The organism is Sphingobacterium puteale, from assembly GCF_003627955.1.
Lineage (GTDB): Bacteria > Bacteroidota > Bacteroidia > Sphingobacteriales > Sphingobacteriaceae > Sphingobacterium > Sphingobacterium puteale.
On record NZ_RBWS01000012.1, the window covers coordinates 162,309 to 187,504 of the forward strand.

Here is a 25,196-nt window from a genome sequence, read left to right on the forward strand (position 1 = left end):
ACGGCATTAAAAATCAAAAAATTAGATACAATGAATTTTCCAGCAGAATTGAAATACACCAAAGATCACGAATGGATTCGTGTTGAAGGTGATGAAGCAGTTGTAGGGATTACCGATTTCGCTCAACGTGAATTGGGTGACATCGTTTTTGTTGACATTAACACTGTAGGTGAAGAAGTTGCCGCAAATGAAGTTTTCGGTACAATCGAAGCTGTAAAAACGGTTTCTGATCTGTTTTTACCTGTAGCAGCTACAATTTTATCGGTTAATGATGCAATTGATGCTTCTCCTGAATTGGTGAATTCTGATCCTTATGGTGAAGGCTGGATTGTTCGTATTAAATTGAATAATGCAGCTGATGTAGATGCATTGTTATCTGCGGATCAATACAAAGAAGAAATCAACGCTTAATATCTGCGTGACAAAAAAGGGACTTAATTTTAAAATTAAGCCCCTTTTTTGTTGCCATCTACTGGCATTTTATGACCGTCTTGATCTTTGCCTCGGGCATATCGACATCACTTGTCATCTCTGTTATTTTGGTCAGACAGCTCTGTTTATCCAACACATAGAATCCCTGAATACTACCCACCTGCTTTGCGTCCGATCCAAACATTTTTCCTTCCACATTTACTTTATATCCCTGCTCATTCACTTCGGCGAGTGTCATTTTATTTTCGATGAGTAGGCCTGATTCTTCCGATTCGGTTTTTGAACTCCATGATTCGCCGACAGCAATGGCTTGTTCAGGCAATACTGTGCTAATATTTTCAAACATACTTCGATCAAAAGGCAGATTGACCCCTTCTGGCAATTGTATATCGGAAGATTTTCCCAATTGATCTATTGAAAAGCTGATCTTACTATCTACTAGCTTGCCTACTGTAGCATGCATCTGTTTTGAAAATTCATTTGCTTCCGGATTTTTGGAATCATAGGTCATTTCCATAGCTTCTCCGCTCATTTTCATATTGATACCAGTGTATTTAAGCTCAAATAGAAAGGAGTTGTCTTTCTTGGCAGTGTTTGTAATATCAAACCCCATCGTCAAATCGGTTACAATTTTCTGTTCCCCGGTTTCGATGTCCATTGCCATGATCACATTTTGCGCTATTTTCTTTCCTTCGTCGGGATTTACCCGTAGGGTGTATTTTTTTTGTGCGGATACAGATAGGACTATAAATGCAAATAGAGCAGTCAAAGCCATTGTTTTTAGTGTTTTCATCTATTGGATTTTTTGTTGTTAATAACAGGACAAATAAATATATAAAAAAAACCCTTTTACTGATGTAAAAGGGTTTTTTTTATTTGCTTCGAAAAGTAACTGAATTACTTTTTGATATAAGATACTTCTTTCACGGCTTTGACCACTTTCTCTACACTCGGTAAAGCAGCTTCGATCAAGGTTGGTGCATAAGGAAGAGGTACGTCAGCACAGTTCACACGGATAACAGGAGCATCCAAATAATCAAACGCATTGCGTTGCACATTAAATGCCAAATCCGTAGAGATTGATGCCAAAGGCCAAGCTTCTTCTACGATAACCAGACGGTTTGTTTTCTTAACAGATTCGATAAGTGTAGGGTAATCAATTGGGCGCACAGAACGCAAATCGATCAATTCTACACTAATACCTTCTTTCTTCAATTCTTCAACAGCAGGAATTACAACACGAGGAAGCATTTTACCGAAAGAAACAACAGTAACATCAGTACCTTCCTGAATGATATTTGCTTTTCCGATTTCGAGGTAGTATTCTTCTTCAGGCACTTCACCTTTATCACCGTACATAACCTCGGATTCCATGAAAATAACTGGATCTGGGTCAATAATGGCAGATTTCAATAAACCTTTAGCTTCGTAAGGATTTGAAGGAACAACCACTTTTAAACCCGGTGTATTTGCAAACCAGTTTTCAAAGTTTTGAGAGTGTTGTGCTGCTAGCTGACCTGCATTTCCTGTCGGGCCACGGAATACTATAGGGATAGAAAATTGTCCACCGCTCATGGAGTGGATTTTTGCAGCAGCATTGATAACTTGGTCAATCGCAACAAGTGAAAAGTTAAATGTCATGAACTCAACGATCGGTTTTAGACCGTTCATTGCTGCACCAACAGCGATACCAGCAAAACCAAGTTCAGCAATAGGTGTATCAATGATACGTTTTGCACCGAATTCATCAAGCATACCTTGGCTTACTTTATAAGCACCGTTATACTCAGCAACTTCTTCACCTAATAAAAATATTTTGTCGTCTTTACGCATTTCTTCGTTCATTGCTTCACGAAGTGCTTCTCTGAATTGTATTTCTCTCATCAGTTGTAAAATAGTGTCAATTTTTAGATTACAAATCTACTATTTAAAATTGATATTTTGAAGATTTGACCAGCCTAATTGTATAGTTTTATGTCATTTTTTAATAAGTAAATGACTTTTGTATTAAATTTTGGAAAATAAGTCCGGCAGGAAATCCAATGTTTGTATAAGTGCTTTATTACTATTCATTATTGCCAGCGGAATGTTCCACGTGGCACGGTTTCTTTTTTCGACATAATTGGAGATACCACGAAGCTCGATCACCGGAAGATCCATTTTATCCGCCGCAAAGAAAACTGCAGCGCCTTCCATGCTCTCGATACAGCTGTCAGGGTGGAGCTGTTTAAGTTTTTCAATAGTATTTGCATTCCCGTGTACCTTATTCACTGTGATGCCTTGTCCTTGGGGTAAAAACGGAAGCACTATATTTTCGCCATGAAGCAAAGACGATTGAAATTTGGATTTTCCATAACCCAATTGTTCGATCGGAATGAATTGTTGGTCATCCTCCGCCCCCAATTCGACCAACGATTCTGAGACGACCTGTACAACCGCTCCTATTTTCAGGTTGCGGTCAAAGCAGCCCGCAATACCTATATTGATAAGGAGATCATATTTATTCTCGTGCAACACCCTTCCTAATTCAAATGCTGTTGCCACCATTCCTACGCCTGTGATTATTGTGTCACAGTCGGGGTAATTTGCGGCAACCTCCAGAAAAGGCTGAATTTCGAACTGCGTGGCGGAAACAATTAATATTTTCATGATGAACTTTCTTTTATAGTGTGCGAAAATTACGAATTATCGAGCAGGTCTCAGGTACTTTAAAGTAAAAATCAGCGGATGATCTTTCTCCCTTAATTATATTACCATATTCTGACGGCATTCCTAAAATAGAAATGTTAAAATTGGCCTTAAAGCCGTATCTTTGTATTATTATGATATTTATAACTCGTCGTGAACGTTTTTGTGCAGCACATAAGCTGTATCGTGAAGATTGGAGCAATGAACAAAACGAACAGGTGTTTGGGCTTTGTTCTAATCCAAATTGGCATGGGCACAATTATGACCTTTTTGTCACGGTCAAGGGGGAAGTAAATCCCGAAACTGGTTTTTTGATCGATTTAAAGATCATGAAAGAAATTATCAACCGCAGCATTATTGACAAAGTGGATCATCGTAATTTCAATTTGGATGTTGATTTTATGAAAGACGTCATGGCTTCTACAGAAAATATCGCTATTGAGATATTCAAAATCCTCAAACCGCTTTTTGAGGAAGAAGGAGTTGCATTGCATAGTGTACGTTTGCATGAAACCGAAAATAACTACGTCGAATATTTTGGCGATTAATCTTTAATACATTTAAATAGTAGAAACTATGAGTCAACACTCATTTGACAGCGAAGAGTTGGATGGATATATTAAGATCGACAAATACAATACTGAAAAAGTAGATCGCATCGCTTCTCATTATACAGATATATTGGAATGTTTGGGCGAAGATCCCAAGCGTGAAGGTCTGGTAAAGACTCCTGAGCGTGTCGCTAAAGCCCTGCAATTTTTAACACATGGATATGATATTGATGCTGCAGAAGTGCTTAAAGGAGCCATGTTTGAGGAAGATTATAGCCAGATGGTGGTTGTAAAGGATATTGAAGTATACTCCTTGTGTGAGCATCATATGTTACCTTTCTTTGGCAAGGCACACATCGCCTATATTCCAAATGGACATATTGTAGGCTTGAGTAAAATTCCTCGTGTCGTGGATATCTTTGCCCGTCGTCTGCAGGTACAGGAACGCCTTACCAATGAGATCAGAGATTGTATCCAGGAAACCTTGGGCGCCCGTGGAGTCGCTGTGGTGATGGAGTGCAAGCACATGTGTATGGCGATGCGTGGGGTACAAAAGCAGAACTCCGTTACAACGACCTCCGCATTTACAGGTGCATTTCAAAATGACGTAACCCGATCCGAATTTTTACGCCTGATCACGGCCGATCTTGCTTAGTATTTTTATCGCTAAATAATAAAAATAAGCCCTCGAGAAGCATGTCTTCAAGAGGGCTTATTTTTTGATGAATTCGGGAAATAAATGCAAAAATCAAAAAATGGGGATAGTGCGTTTTTGGGCTTTTAGGGCAAGTCGCTCAAAAATCTCTTTACAAACTGATAAATATATCGTTCTGTTTATCAGTTTTTTATAAAAAAATATTTTTATCATAAAAATGTTTTTTGGTACCTTTGTGGTTATGGAAATTGTTGCCAACGATTTAGAGTCCTATTTGGAACATACTACAGACGAAGAAAATTCGTTACTGAAAAGGGTAAATCGGGAGACATATTTGAAGGAAACAATGCCCCATATGTTATCTGGTCATTACCAGGGAAGAGTTCTTTCTTTATTGAGTAAATTGGTTGCTCCGAAACGCATTTTGGAGATTGGAACTTTTACGGGATATGCCACATTATGTCTCGCAGAAGGTCTTCAGCAAAATGGGATTTTACATACCATTGATATCAATGAAGAGCAACAGGAAAGAGTCCAAGGGTATTTTGATGCATCTGAATTTGCGGATAAAATCAAGTACCATATTGGTGACGCAGCGGAGATCATACCCACATTGAATGAAACATTTGATCTGGTATTTATTGACGCTGATAAAAAGAGAAATTTATATTATTTCGAAACGATAATAAATCAAGTCCCGTCTGGGGGACTCATTTTGATTGACAACGTCTTATGGAAAGGTAAGGTGTTAGATTCAAAACCAGACAACCAAACAAAGCAGATCATTGATTTGAATGCACGTTTAGCTCAGGACAAGCGCGTAGAGAAGGTAATATTACCGATTCGAGACGGACTTTTTGCGTTGCGCAAGAAGTAATTTGTGAACTAAAACATTCTTCATGAATTTAAAACAATTAAAAAGCTTTGTACTGTTACTGGCTTTAGCAACTTTTGGAATATCAAAGGTTTCAGCTCAAAGTGCGGCATATGTCGATAAGTACAGTCCAATTGCAAAAGAAATGATGGAGGAACATGGAGTTCCGGCATCGGTTATCTTAGCCATCGCCATGCATGAAAGTGGAAATGGTGGTAGCAGGGTAGCAAAGAATTTGAACAACCATTTTGGTGTCAAAGGAAAAAACAACAGTACCGTTATTCGGTCAGCTTACAAAGGTTATCGGTCTGTATTGGACTCGTACGATGACTTTGTAGGGATAGTAAAAAGAAAAAAGACTACCCAAAGCCTTTTTGAAAAACATCCGGGAGAAAAATATGAAGCTTGGGTCAAGGCGATAGCTCGTTCGGGATACTCCACGAGTAAAGGTTGGACAGCAAAAGTAATCGCTACCATAAAACGGTATCACCTTGATATGTTTGATAACGATTCTAAGCAAAATAAATTCTCGTCAACAAAAAAATAAGCACGACATTACTGCATGAAGAAGTTTTTTTATGGCATGTTTGTATTCATGATGTTGATTACATCCTGTTCAAGCCGGAGAGGCACATTATCATCAGCTAAATCCGGTTCCAATTCAAAAACTTCTTCATCTTCTACTACAGGTCGGCCCTCCATGGCTGGAAATGACTACATTGCGCATTATAAAGATATCGCAATTGCGGAAATGAACAAGTATGGTATTCCGGCCAGTATAAAACTTGCTCAGGCGCTTTTAGAGTCAGGTAATGGCAATAGTTATCTAGCGCGTGAAGCAAATAATCATTTTGGCATAAAGTGCGGAGGCGTATGGAAAGGTAAGTCTGTAACTCGCCCTGACGATAATATCAACGATTGTTTTCGCGTATATGAAAACCCCGAACAATCGTTTAGGGATCATTCCGAATTCCTGTTGCGTCCCCGATATTCCGCATTGTTTAAATTAGATAAGAACGATTACAAAGGCTGGGCCAAAGGGCTTAAAGCCGCAGGATACGCAACCAACCCCCGTTATCCGGATTTATTGATAGAAATGATCGAACGGTATCAGCTCGACCAATATGACCGTAAAGAAACGCCGAAGGAGAAAGTGGTACGTGAAGAGACTGTGAAAGAGGAAATCGTTCAGCATGTTCAGGAGGCTCCTCCTACTGCCGTCAAGACCGAAGAAATCAAAAGCCCCGTGGCGATGCGTATTCACGAGGTAAAAGCACAAGATACCCTTTATTCGCTGAGCAAACGCTATAATGTCTCTGTCGAACAGATCAAATCATTAAATGACCTAACAGATGAAGCATTGTCCTTAGGACAGCTATTGGTTATATCTAAATAGTTACGCTTTAAAAGATGTTAAATATTTCAGTTTTGTATGGCGATATAGTAGTTTTACGAAAGTGAAGCTATTACGATATATTTTTCTATTTTCGGCCATACTTGGCTGTATCCCGCTACTTTTTTGTCAGGAAAAAAGAGTTGAAGGTATCGTATTTGACAAAAATACCAAACAACGTATCGGAAATGTGAGACTTGCGAACCTCCGTACAGGTGAAGTAATCTATAATAATATCAAAGGCGAATTTGACTTTTCTGCCCGGATAGGTGATCAGGTTGTCGCGATGAGCAAAGGCTATTTTTCAGATACCCTATCTGTTGACAATAAGGGATTGCTATTGTTTCATTTATTGCGTGAATCCATTTATATTGATGAAGTTCAGGTGTCCGCACGAAAGAGCCCCGAGGAAATTCTGAAAAAAGCAAAAGAAGATTATGAAAAGGCCTATCGGTTGGGAGGATATGGTGATGTTTTTTCCGTTGGCCCTACCGGAGCAGGACTGAGTATAAACTCCATTTACAGTTTATTTAGCAAAGAGGCTAAGAGAGCGCGTAGGCTGACTAAAACCATTGAAAACGATTATAAGGAGAATGTGATTGATTATAAATTTACGAAGGAACTCATCAGTAAAGTGACAGGACTCAGTTTTGAGGAAGCCGAAAAATTTAGGCGAATATTTAGACCGTCCTATTTTTTCATTCTGGCAGCAAGCGATTACGAAGTAACAAATTACATCAAAGACTGCTATTCACGCTACCGATTGAACCCTTCGCAATATTTTATAGAGCCTTTTCCAACAATTAATTATAAATTAGTACCGTAAACAAAAAAATAGACGTTTTCAGAATGAAATTATTCAATGTTGTGGGCATGGCTATGCTTTGCCTTTCTTTTACGAACATAAGGGCACAGGATCTGAAGGATCTTAGAGCAAAACCAGATACCATAATTTCTGTACAAAAAGAGCAACCTTTAAATATCAAAACTATTCGTCCGGTGGTACCCAAGCTCAATCTTGAAGTAGATTACTGGAAGCATTGGACCAAGTTTGGTATCAATTTAAACCAGGCATCCTTTAATGATAACTGGAAAGGTGGTGGAGTCGGTTCCATCGCTGTTGGCCTCAACGCCAATCATAAATCAGACTATACGCGGGACAACTTTAATTTTGTGACCGAAGTAGACCTTCGTTACGGTAAGATCAAGAATACAAATAATATCGCCAAAAAGAATAATGACCGGATATTTTGGGATAACAAGTTATCTTATAAATTATCGGCAAACTGGGCCCTGTTTACATCTGTTACCTTCGAGTCACAATTCGATGCGGGTTATAAATATAAAACGGTGAATGGTAAGGACACCATTGATTATATTGAAAATGCCTTTATGGCGCCCGCCTATCTAACGGAATCATTCGGTCTTGAATATAAGCCAAGCAATGAGTTTTCGTTGCGTTTTGGTACGGGTACCGCACGGCAGACCTTTATTTTGGATGAGCGTGTAAAACCTCGTTCGGGAGAAGGCTTTTTTCAGAAATACGGTTATTATAGAGACCCTAACAACCCTACGGTAGGAACAGGGGAACGCTTTGGGGTGAAAGAAGACCGTACTTTTGCGAATGCACTCGCTTTTCAGCTTACGGGCAACCTGGACAAGAACTTTACGGATAAATTGAATGTGAAGGCACGTTACAATCTATTCGCTGACTATGAGAAGATTTCGGATCCGACCCATCGTTTGGATGTTACCGTAACAGCAAAAGTGACCCGGGTGATCAACGTCAATTTAAACGGCATTATGATCTATGATCCGGATGTTATTTCAAAAGTTCAGTTAAGCCAGTCGTTGGCCATGGGAATTGTCTATAGTTTACCAAAATAATGTTTAGACCAGTGTCAATTGGGATCATACTTGCTGTGTTGATGTCCTTGGCGAGCTGTAAGTCCAAGGGACATGCCGCTGTGTCCAGACCATTGGTCGCTTCTTTTGCGCCTGCAGTTGTATTGGAAGAAAAGGTTGTTGCCAAGCCCGATACGAATCTATTGACACCCCAGGAGAGAAAGGTAATCTTCCTGCAGAAAACCGGAGTTCACCCCGAATGGCGTCAAGCAGAAGCTATTCACTATGATGTTCGCAAGCCAAACTTTGTGATCATCCACCATACGGCACAAGATAGCGTCGCTCAGACCATCAAGACATTCCAGATTCCACGGACCAAGGTGAGTTCACATTATGTGATCGGCCGCAACGGTGAGATTATCCAGATGCTGAATGACTATGTCCGCTCGTGGCATGCCGGTGTTGCAAAGTGGGGATCCATTGTAGACATGAATTCCTGCTCTATTGGAATAGAATTGGACAATAATGGCAGGGAGCCTTTTCCAGATGCCCAGATCAATTCACTGATGACGGTGTTGGATACTTTAAAATCACGCTATCTGATCCCTGACAATAATTTTATCGGTCACGCAGATATCGCTCCGTCGCGCAAGAATGACCCCAGTGTATTCTTCCCCTGGAAGAAGCTTGCGGAAAGAGGATTTGGTATCTGGTATGATGAAGGCCAACTAATTACCCCTCCTGATAGTTTTAATGCCAGAGATGCGCTTAAAATCATCGGGTATGACACCTCTAACCTAAAGGCAGCGATCGTCGCATTTAAGCGGAAATTTATCGTGCGCGACACAACACCCGAGCTGACGGTGTATGATAAGAGCGTACTTTACAATATTTATAAAAAATACGAATAGGCTTTCTAAAAGCGAATCATGAGCCGTGAAGCCAAATAAGACGTTGGTATCTCGGTTTATTACATGAAAAGTCCGGGTGAGCCATGAATCCGGACTTTTCATGTAATATTCGCGGGGCGATTAAAATCCCCTCTTCAAATAAAACTCCGATTCGTAATCAGATTTTCTGTTTACGGGCCATCTACCGCTACCCTATTTTTATGGATTACTGCTCCTGTTTGATGCCGCAGTATTATTTCCGAGCGAAAGCTGTATAAGATACCCGATTATCATTACCGCCACACAACCAATGAGATTTAGCCATAGAAAAGGAATCTTATCGAGATACCAGATGCCAATGACCATGATTTCAGAGAGGACCGCAGCGATAAAAACGGCTTTCCCCTGAATTTTGTGTAGATAGAAAGCGACGATAAATATACCGAGGATCGTGCCGTAGAATAAAGAACCTAGGATATTTACCGCTTCCAAAAGATTGCCCAGTCTGTTTGCATAAAGTGCGATAACGACGGTAAAAATACCCCAGATCAAGGTAAATATTCGTGACCAGAAGAGATCCTGCTTTTCGGTTGCGTTGCGGTTTATAAAACGTTTGTAGATATCTATGGTTGTGGTTGAGGCCAGGGAATTAATGGCACTGGCCGTGGAACCCATGGATGCCAGAAAAATAACGGCGATCAGTAAACCGATCAGGCCTTTCGGAAATGCTTTGGTTACAAACGAAAGGAATACATAATTATTATCGTTTGTTTCGGCTGCCGGATTGTTTTTCTTGATTAGTGTCAGTGTACTGTCTTTCACTTGCTGCATCTGTGCATTCAGTTGATGCAATGCCGAGCGTGAGGCCTCGATGTCATCCCGATCTTCCTGATCCAGCGCAGTACTTAGGCCATTGACGAGCGATTCACGCTGTTGGAATAGCTGTGTATGTTTTTGTTCAAGCTCTTGATAGGACGCAGCATACTGACTTTCTTTCAACTTCTGTACTTCGACCTGGTTAAAGAAAATCGGTGGTTGATGGTATTGATAGTACGTAAATACCAGGACACCGATCAGCAGGATGGCAAATTGCATGGGGATTTTCAAAAGCCCGTTCATAATTAGTCCCATTCTACTCTCTTTTATGGATGAACCGGTGAGATAACGGCCTACTTGGCTCTGGTCAGTTCCGAAATAAGAAAGCTGCAGGAAAAAACCTCCGATCAGCCCCGTCCACAGCGTATAGTTGTTATTCAGGTCAAAAGTAAAGTCCAGTGCATTGGTTTTACCCGATTTACCGGCTATATGAAGCGCTTTGGAAAGACCGATATCCTCCGGGAGCAAATGGATGACGAGCATACCTGCGATAAGTAGTGATCCAAAGATAATGCTCATCTGGAGCAACTGTGTATGGGATACGGCTTTTGTGCCTCCGTAGGTGGTGTAGATAACTACAAAACTTCCGATAATCAGCGTTGTTAGTGTCAGGTCGATATGCAGAATGGCCGAAATGATCAACGATGGGGCAAAAATGGTGATACCCGTTGAAATACCACGCTGGATTAAAAACAGTAATGCCGTGAGCCCGCGGGTCTTGACGTCGAATCTTTTCTCCAGGAATTCATAAGCCGTGAAGACTTTAAGTCTGTGAAATATCGGAATAAAAGTGATACAGAGTACAATCATGGCCAAGGGGAGGCCAAAATAAAACTGTACAAAACTCATTCCCGAGGAGTAGGCTAATCCCGGAGCCGACAGAAAAGTAATGGCACTCGCCTGAGTGGCCATTACCGAAAGCCCGACATGGTACCAGGGCAATGAACGATTGCCCAGAAGATAACCATCAATATTTTTGATCCCTCTACTTTTATAGATGCCATAGACGACAATCGACAAAAGTGTTAGCAATAGAACAATCCAATCTACCGTACTCATGAATAATGATTCGTAAAAAAGTACAGAAAAAGGATAAATATAAATAGCCAGATAACGACTATCCAATAGTAACGTTTCCAGCTATTCATCTTGTTTTTTATCTATCTGAGGCCTTTTGAGGATAGATCACACTGTTAAAAAATGCAGCGATAATCAATCCGATAACAGCACCACCAATGATACTTAAAAATGTCTCATTTGCAGTGAAGCCAATTAATGCACCAAATACTACAGCAACTAAAAGGATAATTCCTTTAGCCTTTCCTGCATCTATTGTTGTACAGTTGTTGTCAATCTGATTTTCCATTATGATATTCTATTTTGATTTTGATAACAAATTTACAAATAATCTGTAAGCTCCGGGAATTCCCGCAGGCAATTGTCTAAAAAAAGATAGTGATGTATAGACAAATTTCCCTTTCCCATAGTTAGCAATCAAAAGAGATCCTTTGTGCAGTTGCTCGCCCGGATCCTGCATACTGATCGGTGTACGGTATCTCTTGTCGATATTTTCGGCGAAATACAGACCTCTCTCCTGCACCCAATTGTCAAAGTCTGCTTTTGTAATTTTATTGGGATAATTGAAAACCGGATCTTTTTCGTCAAAATGAACCGTGGCAAGTTCATCGGTAACCCGGTTCCTCCCAAGGCCAAAAGCGTAGGGGCCCAAATTTTTGGAAACCAATCCGTTACTTACATTATATTGCTCGAGAACAGTGCCGCCACTACTGACATAGTCCAGCAGTGTTTTCTGAATTTGTGCGATATCTTTATTGACATTGAATATCCTGACACCCAGGATGACCGCATCGTAACCCGATAGATCTCCTTTTAAGAGCTGCTCACCTGTTAATACATCCACTTTGATGCCAATAGCACTGAGCGACTCGGGAATAAGGTCTCCAGCACCATGGATGTAGGCTATTCTTTTGACTTCATTGCTGAGATTTATATTGCTCATTTTTATAGCAACATCAGGAAAATAAACGATCTCCGGAATATGGTTATAGCCTATGGTTTTTATCTCTTTTAGTCGATCTTTTTGATCAACTTGGAAGAGTAGCGTATCAATGGATGAAATAGCCGAATTCAAAGGGCTTATTGTGATTTCTTTTGATAGGCTGCTAACGTCCGGGTTAAACTGGAGATCAAATGAAGGCGGATTTATTTCCCAGCCTTTTATGCTAATTGGCGTTATGCGAAATGATTGTGCGGGTGCCTGTCCATTTTTTTGGAATGAAATATTTACTTTGACAGATCGGGCATTTTGGGTCAGAGCCAGTGGGCTCGAACTCTTTGCTGTGAGCTGTGGCAGAATGACGACCGGATTATAGATTTCACCACGGACAGGGTCCGTATACTTATATTGTATATTCTGGTCAAATGTGACGGTGGTACCGTTGATCATTAATTCAAAGCGTACTTTTGGATGATCGGGGTTTTCGGGGTAACCGGTGAGGCTGAAGTCCCTGACATTAAACTTCCCTTTGGCATGGGGTTCATTAAGCCAATAAGGTTGTGTGGAGTTTGTCGCATTTACCGCAATAGTATCTTTTAAAAGAAGGTTGCTGACCAGATTTTTATGGATCTCTTTGCCATTGAGCTTCACCAGCTGTACGGTAACATCCGGACGTCTCGCAATAAGGGCGTTGTCGACATTGATCTGATCACCTACAGCATAATCCGGTTTTTTTGCGATACTTTCAAGCCAGATCCCGCCGCAGGCAAGGATCAGTTTTTCGACTTCTTTTTTCTTTTGATCCCGCCAGTAATCATCCTTGATCTGATTGAGGGCTTTATAGAGCTGCAGCAGTTCTGGTAAGGCCGATTCCGGTTTGTCGATCTGATAGTTTTGATTGACTTTTGTGATCAGTGATTGTACTGTTCCGCTATTTGGTATTCTTTTCCAGGAAGTATCTATTCCTTCCAACGGAGAAGCTGTTGCGGGTGCGCCGTCGACATATTCAAAATATTCAATGGAAGAGCCGCGTTGGGCGGCAGATCCGAAACCCTGGCTTTTATGGGAAGAGCGGCTATGTGCGGCAATTTCACCGTATGAGGCACCTGTCAGCGCATTGTAGTTGCCGATGTCCACTTTGAGCTGATCTTCACGCGTATTGTCCTGTCCGCCAAAGTTAAAGGTATTCCAGAGAAGGCGTTTCGCCTGCCATGGCTTTACATATTGAAGCTGTTCCGTAAACTGCTTGGGGTCAGCGGCGGCTTTGAATGCTTCGTGTGCGAGCATTGCGGAGGCCTGATGATGGCCATGGCCACCCCTGGCATCGGGTGGAAATCTCGTTATGATCACATCAGGTCTAAATTTGCGGATCAACCATACTGCTTCGGCGAGCACCCGTTGTTTGTCCCAAAAGTCAAATGTTTCCTCAGGAGTCTTTGAAAAGCCAAAATCGTAAGCTGAGGAGAAAAATTGTTCCCCTTTGTCGATCTTTCTCGCAGCAAGAAGCTCCTGCGTGCGGATCAGTCCCAATTCAACGCCTTGTTCGGTGCCGATAAGATTCTGCCCTCCGTCACCACGGGTCAGGGATAAATAACCCGTTCTATATTTTTTCTCCTGGGCCAGCCAGGCGATCAGACGGGTATTTTCGTCATCCGGATGTGCTGCAAAGTACAGAACGGAGCCTAAAACATTCAATTTTTCCAGGTTGAGCTTAATCTCGGCGGCATTCCACTGTGGATTTTGTGCTTGTACAGTTGACTTTGACAGCATGCTGGCCAATAGAATAATGACAGAAAGAAAGGGTTTTCGCATGCCTAAAGATAAAGATTTCATCCAAAACAGCATCGTTACGCATTGTAATATTAATGTATATTATTTGATTTAAAGAAGGTGAAAATCTGAGGAAATAAGAAGGTTAGCTTAAAATTCGTCCAAAAATAAAAAACGGAAATTCCAACCAAGTTGAAATTTCCGTTTAACAATTAAAATATTTTTTCCTGAAACGAATTTTTAGAGAATAGTTATTTTGTCGCTTCGCTCCAAGTGGCAACCTTTAACATAGTAAATATATGTAGAAAATATTTAGTTCTGTCAGATTCCTTCAATTAGTTTTCCACATTGCTAAATTTTGTCAACAATTTAGCTTTTGAGCAACTAAAAATATGAAAAGAAAGTTTCACTTCAGTGTGTTAAGTCAAGCAAAATTATTTGTCTATTGCTCCTAGAACACGTTTCATGAACATATTTAAGGCATCTTTCTTCGAATTGCCTTCTTTTATCAATTTATCAACCTCCACGGCACCGTATAGGTTAGAAATTAATTCACCGATCACATCGAGTTCCTCATCTTTCAATGGAGCCTCTGTAAGAGCTTCCAGTGTCTCGATGGTCTCCAGGACATAGTCAACATCATTTTGTTCGATGAATTCTGTAAGATGTTTAATTACCGGCAGCTTCATTGAATAATTCTACTAATGCGTCCAACTTATTTGTTTGTACTTGATTTACCAATTTACCATTTTTAAATGCAGCAAATGTAGGCAGATTATTGACGTTTGCCAATTTGCGTGATTCAGGAAATTTCTCCGCATCAGCGATGATAAAAGGAACACTTTCGTTTTCGCCGGACAATTTCTTGAATTTTGGTTTCATGATTTTGCAGTTACCACACCATGTAGCAGCATACTGAACCATCACAATATCGTTATTGTTTACAATTTCTTGTAAATTATCGCTTTCTAATTCTTGTAACATGATTTTATTATTAAGGTGATTGATGGAGAAATCAACAGGAGCCGGGATAAAGGCCCCTGTTGATAAGACCTGAGGTCCTTTATTGTTAGTGTTTAGCTAAATAGTCAGCTACACCTTTTCTGTCTGCATTCATTGCATCTTTACCTTCTTCCCAGTTTGCAGGACACACTTCGCCAAATTTTTGCACGTGAGCATAAGCGTCGATCAAACGTAAATATTCTTTTACGTTACGGCCCAAAGGCATGTCGTTTACAGACTCGTGGAATACACGGCCAGTTTCGTCGATCAAATAAGTAGCTCTGTAAGTAACAGCAGATCCCTGTGCTAATGTACCGTACTGAGGATGCTCAACTTCCTGAACGTCCAGGATACCCAATACGCTAGATAAGTTGCGGTTCGTATCAGCTAAAATAGGATATTCAACACCTTCGATACCACCATTATCTTTTGCAGTGTTTAACCAAGCAAAGTGAACTTCGTTTGTGTCGCAAGAAGCACCGATTAAAATTGTATTGCGTTTTTCGAATTCAGCAGCAGCCTCTTGGAACGCGTGTAATTCTGTAGGACATACAAAAGTGAAATCTTTTGGATACCAGAACAAAAGTACTTTTTTACCTTCTTTAACTGCTTTTTCGAAAATGTTGATCTGCAAATTGTCGCCTAAATAATCAATCGCATCTACTGTAATGCTTGGAAAACTTTTACCTGTGAAACTCATAATATATCTTTCTTTTTTTGTTGACACAAAGATAAGGTAACCCGGTTCAAAAAGCGAATTGATTTTACCAATACACTATCATCAAAATCTATTATGACTGGAATATAACAATAAGTTTTTATTATATTAATATAGTGCGTTTGAGGGGAGACGGCCCGAACGGGGATTTCTTGAAAAAATAAAACAATTCATACTGGGGTAGTTACAGATTAATGCGTCAAAATAGTTGCACAATTGATGTGCAAAAGCTACTTTTGCGACGTTCTATATCAAAATAGGGCAATGCTGGAGGGGTTCCAGAGCGGTCAAATGGGACGGACTGTAAATCCGTTGCTTCGGCTTCGAAGGTTCGAATCCTTCTCCCTCCACATTTTTTCCTTTATAAAATTGACTTAAATTTCCCCGCCAAAATAGATGAGCATATTGGACCAACGGCACCATTTAAAGATGGATTTTTAAATTATATAACTCCATTGATGGGAGTCTACTGCTGTTGCCCTATAAAGCATATTGTAAGTGTATTAAGTACTGTCTTTTAAAAATTCGGTGAATCTATTAAGGTATAGCTGGAACTGCCATTGTATGTATTATGGGGTTTATAACAGTGTGCGGTGGCAGTTGAGATTATTGGCGGCAATCCTCACCGAATTGCATTTTGCTTCTGATCACAGCGTCCGGAAAAAAATATAGTATGGATTTTCAACTTACTATTGACTTATTTATAAAATAAACCTAAGTTTGGCTTTTGAAACGGCCCCGTAGTTCAACGGATAGAATAGATGTTTCCTAAACATTTGATAGCAGTTCGATTCTGCTCGGGGCTACATAAGGAGAAGTGATGTCAGCAATTTCGCTTTTCAATTGCAGGAGAAATACGATGAAAGTAATTTCTCCTGTTTTATTTTAATGGATAATCATCTTCGCTATTTGTATTCCCTAATGTAGTTGAATTAGGTGTTGGACGGCGTCTCTTTAAATAGGGATAGCCTTCCGACCATGCCAAACATGAGTAGGCCGAAGCAGGCGAAAACACCATAGGAATAGCGCAAACTAAATGCTTCTGCAATATAGCCGATCAGTGGAGGACCCATTAAAAACCCGAGATAGCTAATGCTGGAAACCATGGCCAAGGCCACGCCTGATGGCACATTTTTATTTTGACCGGCGATGCTATAGATAGACGGTACATTACAGGCGACACCGATACCCACGAGCATAAAAGCAAGCGTGCATATAATAAATTGAGGAAAAATGACCGAGGTCATCATGCCTACGAACATCAGGAGTCCGCTATATTGTAAGGTTCTTTTGCGTCCCAGCTTACGGATCACGGCGTCGCCCACAAAACGGCCCGTCGCCATCATGATCATAAAAGAAGCATAGCCCACGACAACGAGCTTTTCGGGCGCATGAACGATTTCCTTAAAGTATACCCCGCTCCAGTCAAACATGGCGCCCTCGGTTGCCATGCTGAAAAAACCGATGATGCCCAGTTGTAAAAGACTGCCCTCAGGTCTGGAAAAAAAACTTCGCCGTTCTTTCTGTGGTGATTTTCCAGGAACCAGATAGCGTTGATTGATGAATGTATTGCCGATGACCAAGGCCAATATGATCAAAAAATGTGATAAGGTATCCAGACCAAGGTTCATGGTGAGCAGCCCGACCAAAGCGCCTGTAAAGCCGGCGATGCTCCATGCGCCATGGAAAGATGTCATAATGGACTTTTTATAGATCTGTTCGGTAGCTACCCCTTGCGTATTGACGGAGATATTACACATATTTCCCGTTACGCCAAAAAGAAAGAGAATAGCTCCCAGTTGCCAGGCATTTTGAGCAAAGGCGATGGAGCATAGGACCAATGCATATGCAATCGGTACGATACGCAGCACTTTGGCGCTACCATATCTGGTGACCAATTTACCCGAAAGAGCCATTGTGACCAGCTGTCCTATGGGAAGCATCAATAAAATGGTTCCCAGCTGCCCTTCGCTCAGATGAAGACGCTCCTTGATGACCGGAATACGGCTAGCCCAGGAGGCGAAAGCAATACCCTGACAAAAAAAGAAAAGAGATACTGCAATCCGAATGCGATTACGTTTATTATAAAGATCTTCTTCTGAGAGAGTTAGCGTAGTGTCCATAGTTCCTGATTTTGAGGGTGCAAAGTTACGGATAAGTATTTCATTTTACGACAGCATCAATAAAGAAATTTAATCACTCAGTCCCGAAGGAACATAATCGCTAAGGCTTGGCAAGAGTAGAAAATGATAATAAAGATTGTTGAAAATTATATCTAAAACAAGTGATAATTATCTTCTTTAATTTCGCTTTATGGTGGCCAAGGTTGCGATAATTATCTTCTTTTATGCATTTGTGTAAATTTTGTTATGTTAAACGCTTTATTATTAGATTGATACATTTTCCAGAACCAAACTTGACCCTACTCTACTTGATCAAGACGGCATATGTAGAATTTACCTGCCTTTTTTACTTAAATATACGAAGTTGTCCAAACAAGACCTACTCATGTCAGGTTAAAATACAATCAAAATGTAAAATTCGCAATACGTCAGTAGTTTTTCGATTTCGTATTCTATTTTTGTTAAAGGCAAACAATTATTAGCCTCCTAGATAAATGATAAAAAAACTGCTTTTGAGTGCAGTTCTGGCCTACGGCGGAACTGCTTATGTCGTTGCGCAGCAACCGACATTTTTGTCTCATCCAACATTGACACCCGATGGGAAGGAGATGGTATTCAGCTATGAAGGAGATCTTTGGAAAGTAGCGAGCCAGGGAGGTGTTGCTGTCCGGCTTACGGGTATGGAGGGCAACGAAATCAACCCCCGAATCTCTCCGGACGGTAAATGGTTAGCATTCTCGGCCAATCAAAATGGGAATATGGATGTGTATGTCATGCCTTTGGCCGGTGGGGATATCCGTCAGCTGACCGCACATGATGCCTCCGATGAGGTGGACAGCTGGAGCTGGGACAGTAAATCACTCTATTTTACTTCGACACGTTATAATCGCATGGGAGGCTACCAAGTCTCATTGGACGGGGGGACGGCAACCCGCCTATTTCCACATTTTTTCAACTATATCAGCGGTATCGTTCCTACACCTTCAGGAGAGCTCCTATTTAACGATAGCTGGGAAGGATATAGTTCGGCAAACCGCAAGCGATATAAAGGAGCATTCAACCCCGATATCCGTTCCTATAACCCCAAAACAAAAGCCTTTCAGCAATATACAGACTATGTTGGAAAAGATCTTTGGCCAACGGCAGATCAAAAGGGAAACATCTACTATGTTTCGGATGAAAACAACGGCGAATACAACCTGTATCAGCTCAGCGGTACGACCAAATCAGCACTGACAAGCTTTACAGAATCCATTAAAAGACCGTTTGTGTCAGCAAATGGCGATAAAATTGCATTTGAAAAGGGGTATCAACTCTATATTTATGATGTCGCCGGAAAAAAAACGGTACAGCCTAATATCGCTTTAAACCGTAATCAAGTACTTGGAAAGCTGAAGGAATTCAATATTTCGGGCAATATCAGCAATTTTGATGTTTCGCCCGACGGCAAAAAAATAGCCTTTGTATCCAGAGGAGAGCTATTTGTTTCCGATAGCGAAGGCAAGTTTGTGCGTCAGATGCCGGGCTCAGGCGAGCGTGTCATGGAAGTCAAATGGCTTAAGGACAGTAAAACCCTGCTTTATAGTCAAACATACCGGGGATATCAAAACTGGTTTTCACGTACGGCGGATGGAAAAAGTGAGGTGAAGCAGCTGACCGAAGACCTTCGAAACAACCGCGACATTAGCTTTAACGCCGACCGAACGAAAGCAGTATACCTAAGCGGCCGCGATGAGGTACGAACATTGGATCTAGGGAGTCTCAAAAGCCAGACCGTGGTTAAAGACGAAATCTGGGGCTTCCAGAATTCTTCTCCCTCATTTTCGCCCGACGGCAATTATCTGTTATTTACGGCAATGCGTAATTTTGAGCAGGATATCTTTGTCCATAACCTCAAGAGCGGACAAACGACCAACCTAACCAATACCGGTGTCTCCGAAACCAGCCCTTATTGGTCTCCGGATGGGAAGTATATTTATTTTGCGAGCAACAGAACGAAACCCTCATACCCTACAGGAATGCAAAATTCGAGCATCTTCCGTATGGCACTGACCAATTTTGACCAACCGTATCGCAGTGCCAAGTTTGACGAATTATTTGCCCAGCCCGCAGTAAAAAAAGATTCGGTCGCAAATAAGCCGAAAGCGCCTAAAAAAGAAAACGACGCTAAGGATAAGAGTAAGTCAAATGCAGATAAGAATAAGCCGGCAGCTCCCGGTTCAGAATCGAAGAAGACGATCTTGGTACAGCTTGATCTTGAGGGCTTGCGTGATCGTATCGAACAGGTCAGTCCTGCATCCGGGACACAGTACAACCCTTTGGTGATCCAAAAGGCAGATAAGACCTATGTGTTCTATTCGTCTGACCATGAGGGTAAATTCAGTGCTTACCGTACCGTATATGAACCATTCACGGCGCCCAAAACTGAAAAGGTCATCGAAGGTGGCATGGGACAGGTACAGGAATCGGCAGGTAAATACTTTGTGCTGAACAGGGGCACCATCCAGAAATACAGTCTGGAGGGAAACAAGCTCGATGCGATAACCATGAGCTTTAAATTCAACCGAGATCTGGAGAAAGAGTTTAACCAGATGTTTTATGAGACTTGGGCCAATCTGGAAGAGAACTTTTATGACAGTAATTTTCATGGGGTAGACTGGACGGCAACCAAAAAGAAATACGAAAAATATCTGCCCGGCATTAACGACCGCAATGATCTGCGTATTCTCCTGAACGATATGCTGGGCGAGCTCAACTCATCACACTTGGGCTTTAGTTCCACGGGTGCCGAAGAACGGAAGCCTTTTGGCTTCGTGACCAACGAAATCGGAGTGGAATATGATAGCGAAAACCCGTATAAGATCAGCCGGATCGTAGGCAACGGACCTGCAGCAAAGAAAGAGGTGGATATTAAAGCGGGTGATGTGTTGGTCGCGGTCAATGGTGTTAAATTGAATACTACGGCAGATCGGGACAGTTATTTTACAGGACCATCATTGGAAGAGGAAGTGCAACTGACATTAAGCCGTAATGGCAAAGAGGTCCATACCAATGTGCGGCCGGTTTCGAGTACAGCTTTTAGGGAATTGATTTACGATGAATGGATCAAGGATAACCGCAGCCGTGTAGACAGACTTAGTGACAATAAGATTGCTTATTCACATATGAAGAATATGTCGGGCGGAGAATTACAGCGTTTTCTTATCGATATGGCTGAGCAGGAAAATAACAAGCAGGGCATCATCTTAGACCTGCGGTATAATACCGGAGGAAATGTACATGATGAGGTCTTACGCTTTTTATCGCAGCGGCCCTATCTACAATGGCAGTATCGTGGTGGAAAACGAGCGCCACAGAGTAATTTTGCACCCGCTGCCAAGCCGATCGTGCTGTTGATCAATGAACAGTCTCTGAGTGACGCAGAGATGACCGCAGCTGGATTCAAAGCATTGAAACTGGGTAAAATCATTGGTAATGAAACTTACCGCTGGATCATCTTTACCTCAGGTAAGGGACTGGTCGACGGGTCTTTCTACCGCCTACCTTCCTGGGGTTGCTATACGCTGGATGGTCAGGATCTGGAGCAGACAGGTGTCGCACCTGATATTTTTGTGAAAAATACAGTTCAGGACCGTATGGAAAATAAAGATCCGCAGCTGGAGCGGGCAGTGAAAGAAATCTTAGCCGATCTCAAGTAATACTGCACAACAATACAAGGCTGGAAGCTGGAGGGGAATCCCCTCCGGCTATAGCAAGATTAATTCCTCTGCGACCTCTTTACAGCTATTTAAAATTATTTTATCCCGCTCTTGTGAAATCTTGATCTTTTGTGCATCCCTTCTCAAAACATAAAAAGAACAGACATGGAAAAGATCATATTACAAGTAAAAGAATCCTGCATGGCGGATTGGGGAAAAATGACAGCAAAGGAACAAGGGCGCTTTTGTGGCAAGTGCGAAAAGATAGTCGTTGATTTCTCTCAGATGAATGATCAGGAAATCGTTGATCAGATCAAAAGATCCAGTAAAGGGCTTTGCGGTCGTTTTTATGAAGATCAGCTGTTACGTGAATTGGATGCCAGTTTTTCCTTTGCAAAAAATCCGGTATGGCTTAATAAGTGGAATGGTATTGCTGCCGGACTGATGCTGATCGGTTCATTGAGCTTGCCTGTGGTGCAGGCACAAACCTTCACAACAGGAAAAGTGGCTATGGTACATTCAAAAGACGTAGCAGCGATCGAATCTGTCGAAAAACAGACAATTCCGAGCCAAGCTCTCAAAAGTGAACCTGCATTGTCAAATCAGGATAGCATTAAGGTAAAGATCTCAGGAAAAATTGTATGTGCTTCTGGCGAGGGCAGCATGGCGGGAACTGACGTGTCAATTGGAGATCACCATACGAAAGCTGGTGAAAATGGCAGCTTTGAGCTTTGGGTACCACAATCCCTATTTAGTAAAGACCAGGAACTACGTGCACAAATGATCGGGTATAAGACTGTTGTTGTTCGCTTAAAAAAGGGCAACTCGAAAGCTATAAATAAGCCTATTAAGATGGAGGTTAGACCAATGATCATGGGGCTTATTGCTACTTCGGATCGGTAGAAACTAGGCCACCTGAAGGTGTTCTATTTTTTGCTTGGCTGTAAGTGAGTAATGGTCGATGCATCGAGATGCCCAGAAGACTCTTTTGACAGTTTTTAAGTGCTTATATGTCTAATCTGGGCTTTTCCGAAAAGGTTTTGATCGTTATCGCATGTTATATAATTTTGTGGAACCAATGTATGAATGTACATTTAAGGCGATCGAAGCCATGGAACAAAAAATGGAAGACAAAAAATAAAAAATCGACTTTATACTTGACTTTCTCTTTGCTGAACCTTACATTTGATTTATCGAATGACTTCGTAGCTCAGTTGGTAGAGCAACAGACTCTTAATCTGTGGGTCCTGAGTTCGAGCCTCAGCGGGGTCACTTTCAAAAAAGCCGTTTTACGTGAGTAGGACGGTTTTTTTTTGTGGGTTATCCGTTCATTTACAATGAATTAGTGTATATCGTAGCATTTTGCTGGTTAATATTTTTGTTAATTAATTCTATGTCCTAAAATACAACATTTAGGGCATAATTGATGTAAAAGTTATAGTTTTGGCGCATTTTTGGCGCACTTTTTTAGACTGTTTTCCAAGTAGGACATGATTTTTTTAGGTTTAAACCAAGTAATTATTGTGCCTTAGTCTATCATAATAATTGTTGATATAAATTTTGAACGGGCATACTATCTTTCTTCATTTTTTTAAATGGCAGTGGGTTGATTAAATCGGTCGCCAGCCGTACTTGTCGTTCAGGTTTACTACAAAATAGCCGCACCAAAGCCTTGCTTGGCTTATGGGAAGGAATTATAAAATTTTTAGTTTTTCACAAAGGAGTCTCATAGTAGACTTCGGATGCACTGAAGATAGGATTCCGTAGTAGAACTATTTAAATCTTAACATTTATATTGTTTTGCCGTAGATAATCACTAGGCGACATATTCGTAATCTTTTTAAAATTCCGGTAAAAACTTGTTTTGGAACTGAATCCACATTCAAATGCCAATGACACTAGATTATATTTTCGATTTTCTGGTATTAGGACTATTCGTTTGAATGTCTCTACCCTAAATGAATTGACATAGTCATAGAAATTCTTGCCTTCTATCGAATTTATGACCTGAGAAAGTGAACCAGGTGGAATAGTAAGGAGGATTGCCAGATCACCTAATGTCAAATCTGGATTTTGGTAACATTTCTGATCTTCCATCAACTGGGTAAGCTCAGCATAAATTCTGTTCCTCTCGGTATCTTCTAATCTTGTTTTTTCGTACTTAATTTTGTCAGATTTTTTCTCTTTATCAACCACTGCACTATACAGTGGATTTATAGTTAACTCGATCTCTTTAGGAAGAAGTACTTCATGTGTAGACAATGCATTTGAAAAGATACCTACCTGTCGGATACCAAAATATCCGATAAAAAAAATAAATAGTGTTATCCCTATAAATAAGACTGGGGGGATCTGCACTGTTATTACAATTGCCCAGATAACCCCCATTCCGAAAACGAGATACTGCATCCAATTCAGCGTAATTTTGCTAGTATTGGAAAACTGCGCTTTAATGTTTCGATTGTGTCGATATAAAAGGATTGTGGATAAAATAATATATATAGCTCCTGAAATCATAAGACCGGACTCCATTATCAAAAACACAAGGTCAAATTCAGGTGCAACATGATGATACCCTTTTGTGGTAACGATTGCAACAGGCAATAAAAAAACTAATACTATAGCTATTATAATAGCGGGAATAAAATGAAACAAATAATGCCATGTATATTTCTGTTGACCACTTATAAAAACAATATATAAGTACAAAAATGGGCCATGTAAATATGGGAATGGTAATTCCCAGCCGATTAACTTTGGTATTTTTTGTATTTCGCCCGAACCGTAAAGCCCTATGAGAATAAGGTCAAAAAAAGCAAAAAAAAGCCAAGAGGCTAAAATTTTGTCTGCAACATTTTTCTGTTTCTTGGTAAGGAGTAAAAGAAACAGAAATAGTGAGATGCTAACGCCAAAAAAATAAATAAATAGCCAAGCTAAGTTCATAACGGGGTATAAATAAGCAGAAATAATTGCTGTTTTTTAATGAATTACTCGTTAAAAGCCAATTGTCCAGCTAACTTTCCATCAATGAGTACTCCATATCCAGACATCACTACAAAATTAATTTAATTGGTTTGAAATTAACTGGAAAAAAAGAATTTGTTGTGTAATATCTTTTACACAACAAATTCTTCAGTAAGATAGATCTGCACTTCAGATTGTAAGCTATTGTTTTTCACCCACAAAAGTATATGGAATTTCTAATTCATTAACCACTAAGCTTAATTTCTTTTCTGAAACTTGATATGAAAACACCCCTTGAGGATCATCACCATCAACCAATCCTGGGACATCTGCTTTTGCCTGAATTGTCCTGGGGGGCACGCTTGAGTAAGGTTCTCCTGATTTTGCTTCAAACTTTAGTCGTTTATTATCCACCTTAGTAACAATAAATATGGCATTTGTATGGTTAGTTCTGCCAATACTTAAAATACCCTTATATGTTCCTGTTGCCACATCGATGGAGCCACTATCTGAACCAGGGTTGTCATCCTTATCTTTGCTGCAGCCAACGTAAGATATCAACGCAAAAATAATGATCAATGCACTACTAAACCTAATTTTTAAATTTGTCTTTTTCATATTATTCTATTTTTAATTAGAGATTCAAAACTAAATAAACAGGTGACCATAAAAGTTCCACCTTACAAAACGGAACTCCTTT

The 25,196-nt window shown here is 40.6% G+C and carries 23 protein-coding genes and 3 tRNA genes; 14 read left to right on the top strand and 12 right to left on the bottom strand.

Annotated elements, in window-relative coordinates:
* The first annotated feature begins 30 nt into the window (after positions 1-30).
* Positions 31-411 carry a glycine cleavage system protein GcvH gene (gene gcvH, locus D7322_RS16750; protein ID WP_104384777.1) on the top strand — a complete coding sequence of 127 codons (381 nt, stop codon included), beginning with the start codon at positions 31-33 and terminating at the stop codon, positions 409-411.
* A 58-nt stretch (positions 412-469) separates the two neighbouring features.
* On the opposite strand, the gene D7322_RS16755 is transcribed toward gcvH, so the two are convergent.
* From D7322_RS16755 to mqnB, 3 genes are all read right to left on the bottom strand, one after another.
* Positions 470-1,225 carry a DUF6263 family protein gene (locus tag D7322_RS16755; protein ID WP_121125422.1) on the bottom strand — a complete coding sequence of 252 codons (756 nt, stop codon included), beginning with the start codon at positions 1,223-1,225 and terminating at the stop codon, positions 470-472.
* A 104-nt stretch (positions 1,226-1,329) separates the two neighbouring features.
* Positions 1,330-2,316 (bottom strand): pyruvate dehydrogenase complex E1 component subunit beta, encoded by a 987-nt coding sequence (locus D7322_RS16760; protein WP_104384779.1) that lies wholly within the window; start codon positions 2,314-2,316, stop codon positions 1,330-1,332.
* Positions 2,317-2,439: 123 nt separating this feature from the next.
* Positions 2,440-3,081 (bottom strand): futalosine hydrolase, encoded by a 642-nt coding sequence (gene mqnB, locus D7322_RS16765; RefSeq protein ID WP_121125423.1) that lies wholly within the window; start codon positions 3,079-3,081, stop codon positions 2,440-2,442.
* 173 nt (positions 3,082-3,254) lie between these two features.
* Between mqnB and D7322_RS16770 the strand changes: the two genes are divergently transcribed.
* The 8 genes from D7322_RS16770 (at position 3,255) to D7322_RS16805 (ending at position 9,349) form a co-directional block, all read left to right on the top strand.
* Positions 3,255-3,668, top strand: a complete 414-nt coding sequence (locus tag D7322_RS16770) for a 6-pyruvoyl trahydropterin synthase family protein (protein WP_104384781.1) — start codon at positions 3,255-3,257, stop codon at positions 3,666-3,668.
* A 28-nt stretch (positions 3,669-3,696) separates the two neighbouring features.
* Complete coding sequence (folE, locus tag D7322_RS16775; RefSeq protein ID WP_121125424.1) at positions 3,697-4,326, top strand: GTP cyclohydrolase I FolE; 630 nt, start codon at positions 3,697-3,699, stop codon at positions 4,324-4,326.
* Positions 4,327-4,567: 241 nt separating this feature from the next.
* Positions 4,568-5,203, top strand: coding sequence for an O-methyltransferase (locus D7322_RS16780; RefSeq protein WP_121125469.1), 636 nt, complete (start codon positions 4,568-4,570; stop codon positions 5,201-5,203).
* A gap of 22 nt (positions 5,204-5,225) precedes the next feature.
* Complete coding sequence (locus D7322_RS16785) at positions 5,226-5,747, top strand: glucosaminidase domain-containing protein (RefSeq protein ID WP_121125425.1); 522 nt, start codon at positions 5,226-5,228, stop codon at positions 5,745-5,747.
* Between the two features lie 15 nt (positions 5,748-5,762).
* Positions 5,763-6,596: a glucosaminidase domain-containing protein gene (locus D7322_RS16790; protein ID WP_121125426.1), complete on the top strand. Its 834-nt coding sequence runs from the start codon at positions 5,763-5,765 to the stop codon at positions 6,594-6,596.
* 61 nt (positions 6,597-6,657) lie between these two features.
* Entirely contained in the window at positions 6,658-7,419 is a 762-nt protein-coding gene (locus tag D7322_RS16795; RefSeq protein WP_121125427.1) for a hypothetical protein, read from the top strand.
* A gap of 23 nt (positions 7,420-7,442) precedes the next feature.
* Positions 7,443-8,480, top strand: a complete 1,038-nt coding sequence (locus tag D7322_RS16800) for a DUF3078 domain-containing protein (protein WP_121125428.1) — start codon at positions 7,443-7,445, stop codon at positions 8,478-8,480.
* On the top strand, positions 8,480-9,349 hold the full coding sequence (locus D7322_RS16805) for an N-acetylmuramoyl-L-alanine amidase (protein WP_121125429.1): 870 nt from the start codon (positions 8,480-8,482) through the stop codon (positions 9,347-9,349). Before D7322_RS16800 ends, D7322_RS16805 begins: the two co-directional genes overlap by 1 nt.
* A gap of 198 nt (positions 9,350-9,547) precedes the next feature.
* Here the strand turns inward: D7322_RS16805 and D7322_RS16810 are convergent, their stop codons facing one another.
* The 6 genes from D7322_RS16810 to D7322_RS16835 all read right to left on the bottom strand — a co-directional run bounded on the left by D7322_RS16810 (position 9,548) and on the right by D7322_RS16835 (position 15,693).
* Positions 9,548-11,263 (bottom strand): sodium:solute symporter, encoded by a 1,716-nt coding sequence (locus D7322_RS16810; RefSeq protein WP_121125430.1) that lies wholly within the window; start codon positions 11,261-11,263, stop codon positions 9,548-9,550.
* 97 nt (positions 11,264-11,360) lie between these two features.
* Positions 11,361-11,570, bottom strand: coding sequence for a hypothetical protein (locus D7322_RS16815; protein ID WP_077436917.1), 210 nt, complete (start codon positions 11,568-11,570; stop codon positions 11,361-11,363).
* Positions 11,571-11,579: 9 nt separating this feature from the next.
* Positions 11,580-14,033, bottom strand: a complete 2,454-nt coding sequence (locus D7322_RS16820; protein WP_121125431.1) for a PIG-L family deacetylase — start codon at positions 14,031-14,033, stop codon at positions 11,580-11,582.
* 392 nt (positions 14,034-14,425) lie between these two features.
* Complete coding sequence (locus D7322_RS16825) at positions 14,426-14,680, bottom strand: DUF6952 family protein (protein WP_077436919.1); 255 nt, start codon at positions 14,678-14,680, stop codon at positions 14,426-14,428.
* Complete coding sequence (locus tag D7322_RS16830; RefSeq protein ID WP_121125432.1) at positions 14,661-14,975, bottom strand: thioredoxin family protein; 315 nt, start codon at positions 14,973-14,975, stop codon at positions 14,661-14,663. Before D7322_RS16830 ends, D7322_RS16825 begins: the two co-directional genes overlap by 20 nt.
* Before the next feature lie 85 nt (positions 14,976-15,060).
* On the bottom strand, positions 15,061-15,693 hold the full coding sequence (locus D7322_RS16835) for a peroxiredoxin (protein WP_121125433.1): 633 nt from the start codon (positions 15,691-15,693) through the stop codon (positions 15,061-15,063).
* Between the two features lie 287 nt (positions 15,694-15,980).
* Here D7322_RS16835 and D7322_RS16840 point away from each other — a divergent pair.
* Both D7322_RS16840 and D7322_RS16845 read left to right on the top strand, forming a co-directional pair.
* Positions 15,981-16,061, top strand: a tRNA-Tyr gene (locus D7322_RS16840).
* Positions 16,062-16,445: 384 nt separating this feature from the next.
* Positions 16,446-16,517: transfer RNA gene (locus D7322_RS16845), tRNA-Arg, on the top strand.
* 126 nt (positions 16,518-16,643) lie between these two features.
* On the opposite strand, the gene D7322_RS16850 is transcribed toward D7322_RS16845, so the two are convergent.
* On the bottom strand, positions 16,644-17,834 hold the full coding sequence (locus D7322_RS16850; protein WP_121125434.1) for an MFS transporter: 1,191 nt from the start codon (positions 17,832-17,834) through the stop codon (positions 16,644-16,646).
* Positions 17,835-18,328: 494 nt separating this feature from the next.
* Between D7322_RS16850 and D7322_RS16855 the strand changes: the two genes are divergently transcribed.
* The 3 genes from D7322_RS16855 (at position 18,329) to D7322_RS16865 (ending at position 22,804) form a co-directional block, all read left to right on the top strand.
* On the top strand, positions 18,329-21,532 hold the full coding sequence (locus D7322_RS16855) for a S41 family peptidase (protein ID WP_121125435.1): 3,204 nt from the start codon (positions 18,329-18,331) through the stop codon (positions 21,530-21,532).
* Positions 21,533-21,697: 165 nt separating this feature from the next.
* Positions 21,698-22,435 carry a peptidase associated/transthyretin-like domain-containing protein gene (locus tag D7322_RS16860; RefSeq protein WP_121125436.1) on the top strand — a complete coding sequence of 246 codons (738 nt, stop codon included), beginning with the start codon at positions 21,698-21,700 and terminating at the stop codon, positions 22,433-22,435.
* A gap of 296 nt (positions 22,436-22,731) precedes the next feature.
* Positions 22,732-22,804: transfer RNA gene (locus D7322_RS16865), tRNA-Lys, on the top strand.
* Positions 22,805-23,308: 504 nt separating this feature from the next.
* Here D7322_RS16865 and D7322_RS16870 read toward each other — a convergent pair.
* Both D7322_RS16870 and D7322_RS16875 read right to left on the bottom strand, forming a co-directional pair.
* Positions 23,309-24,475, bottom strand: coding sequence for an AraC family transcriptional regulator (locus D7322_RS16870; RefSeq protein WP_121125437.1), 1,167 nt, complete (start codon positions 24,473-24,475; stop codon positions 23,309-23,311).
* Positions 24,476-24,697: 222 nt separating this feature from the next.
* A complete protein-coding gene (locus tag D7322_RS16875; protein WP_121125438.1) occupies positions 24,698-25,114 on the bottom strand; it encodes a hypothetical protein in 417 nt (138 codons plus the stop codon).
* Positions 25,115-25,196 lie beyond the last annotated feature (82 nt).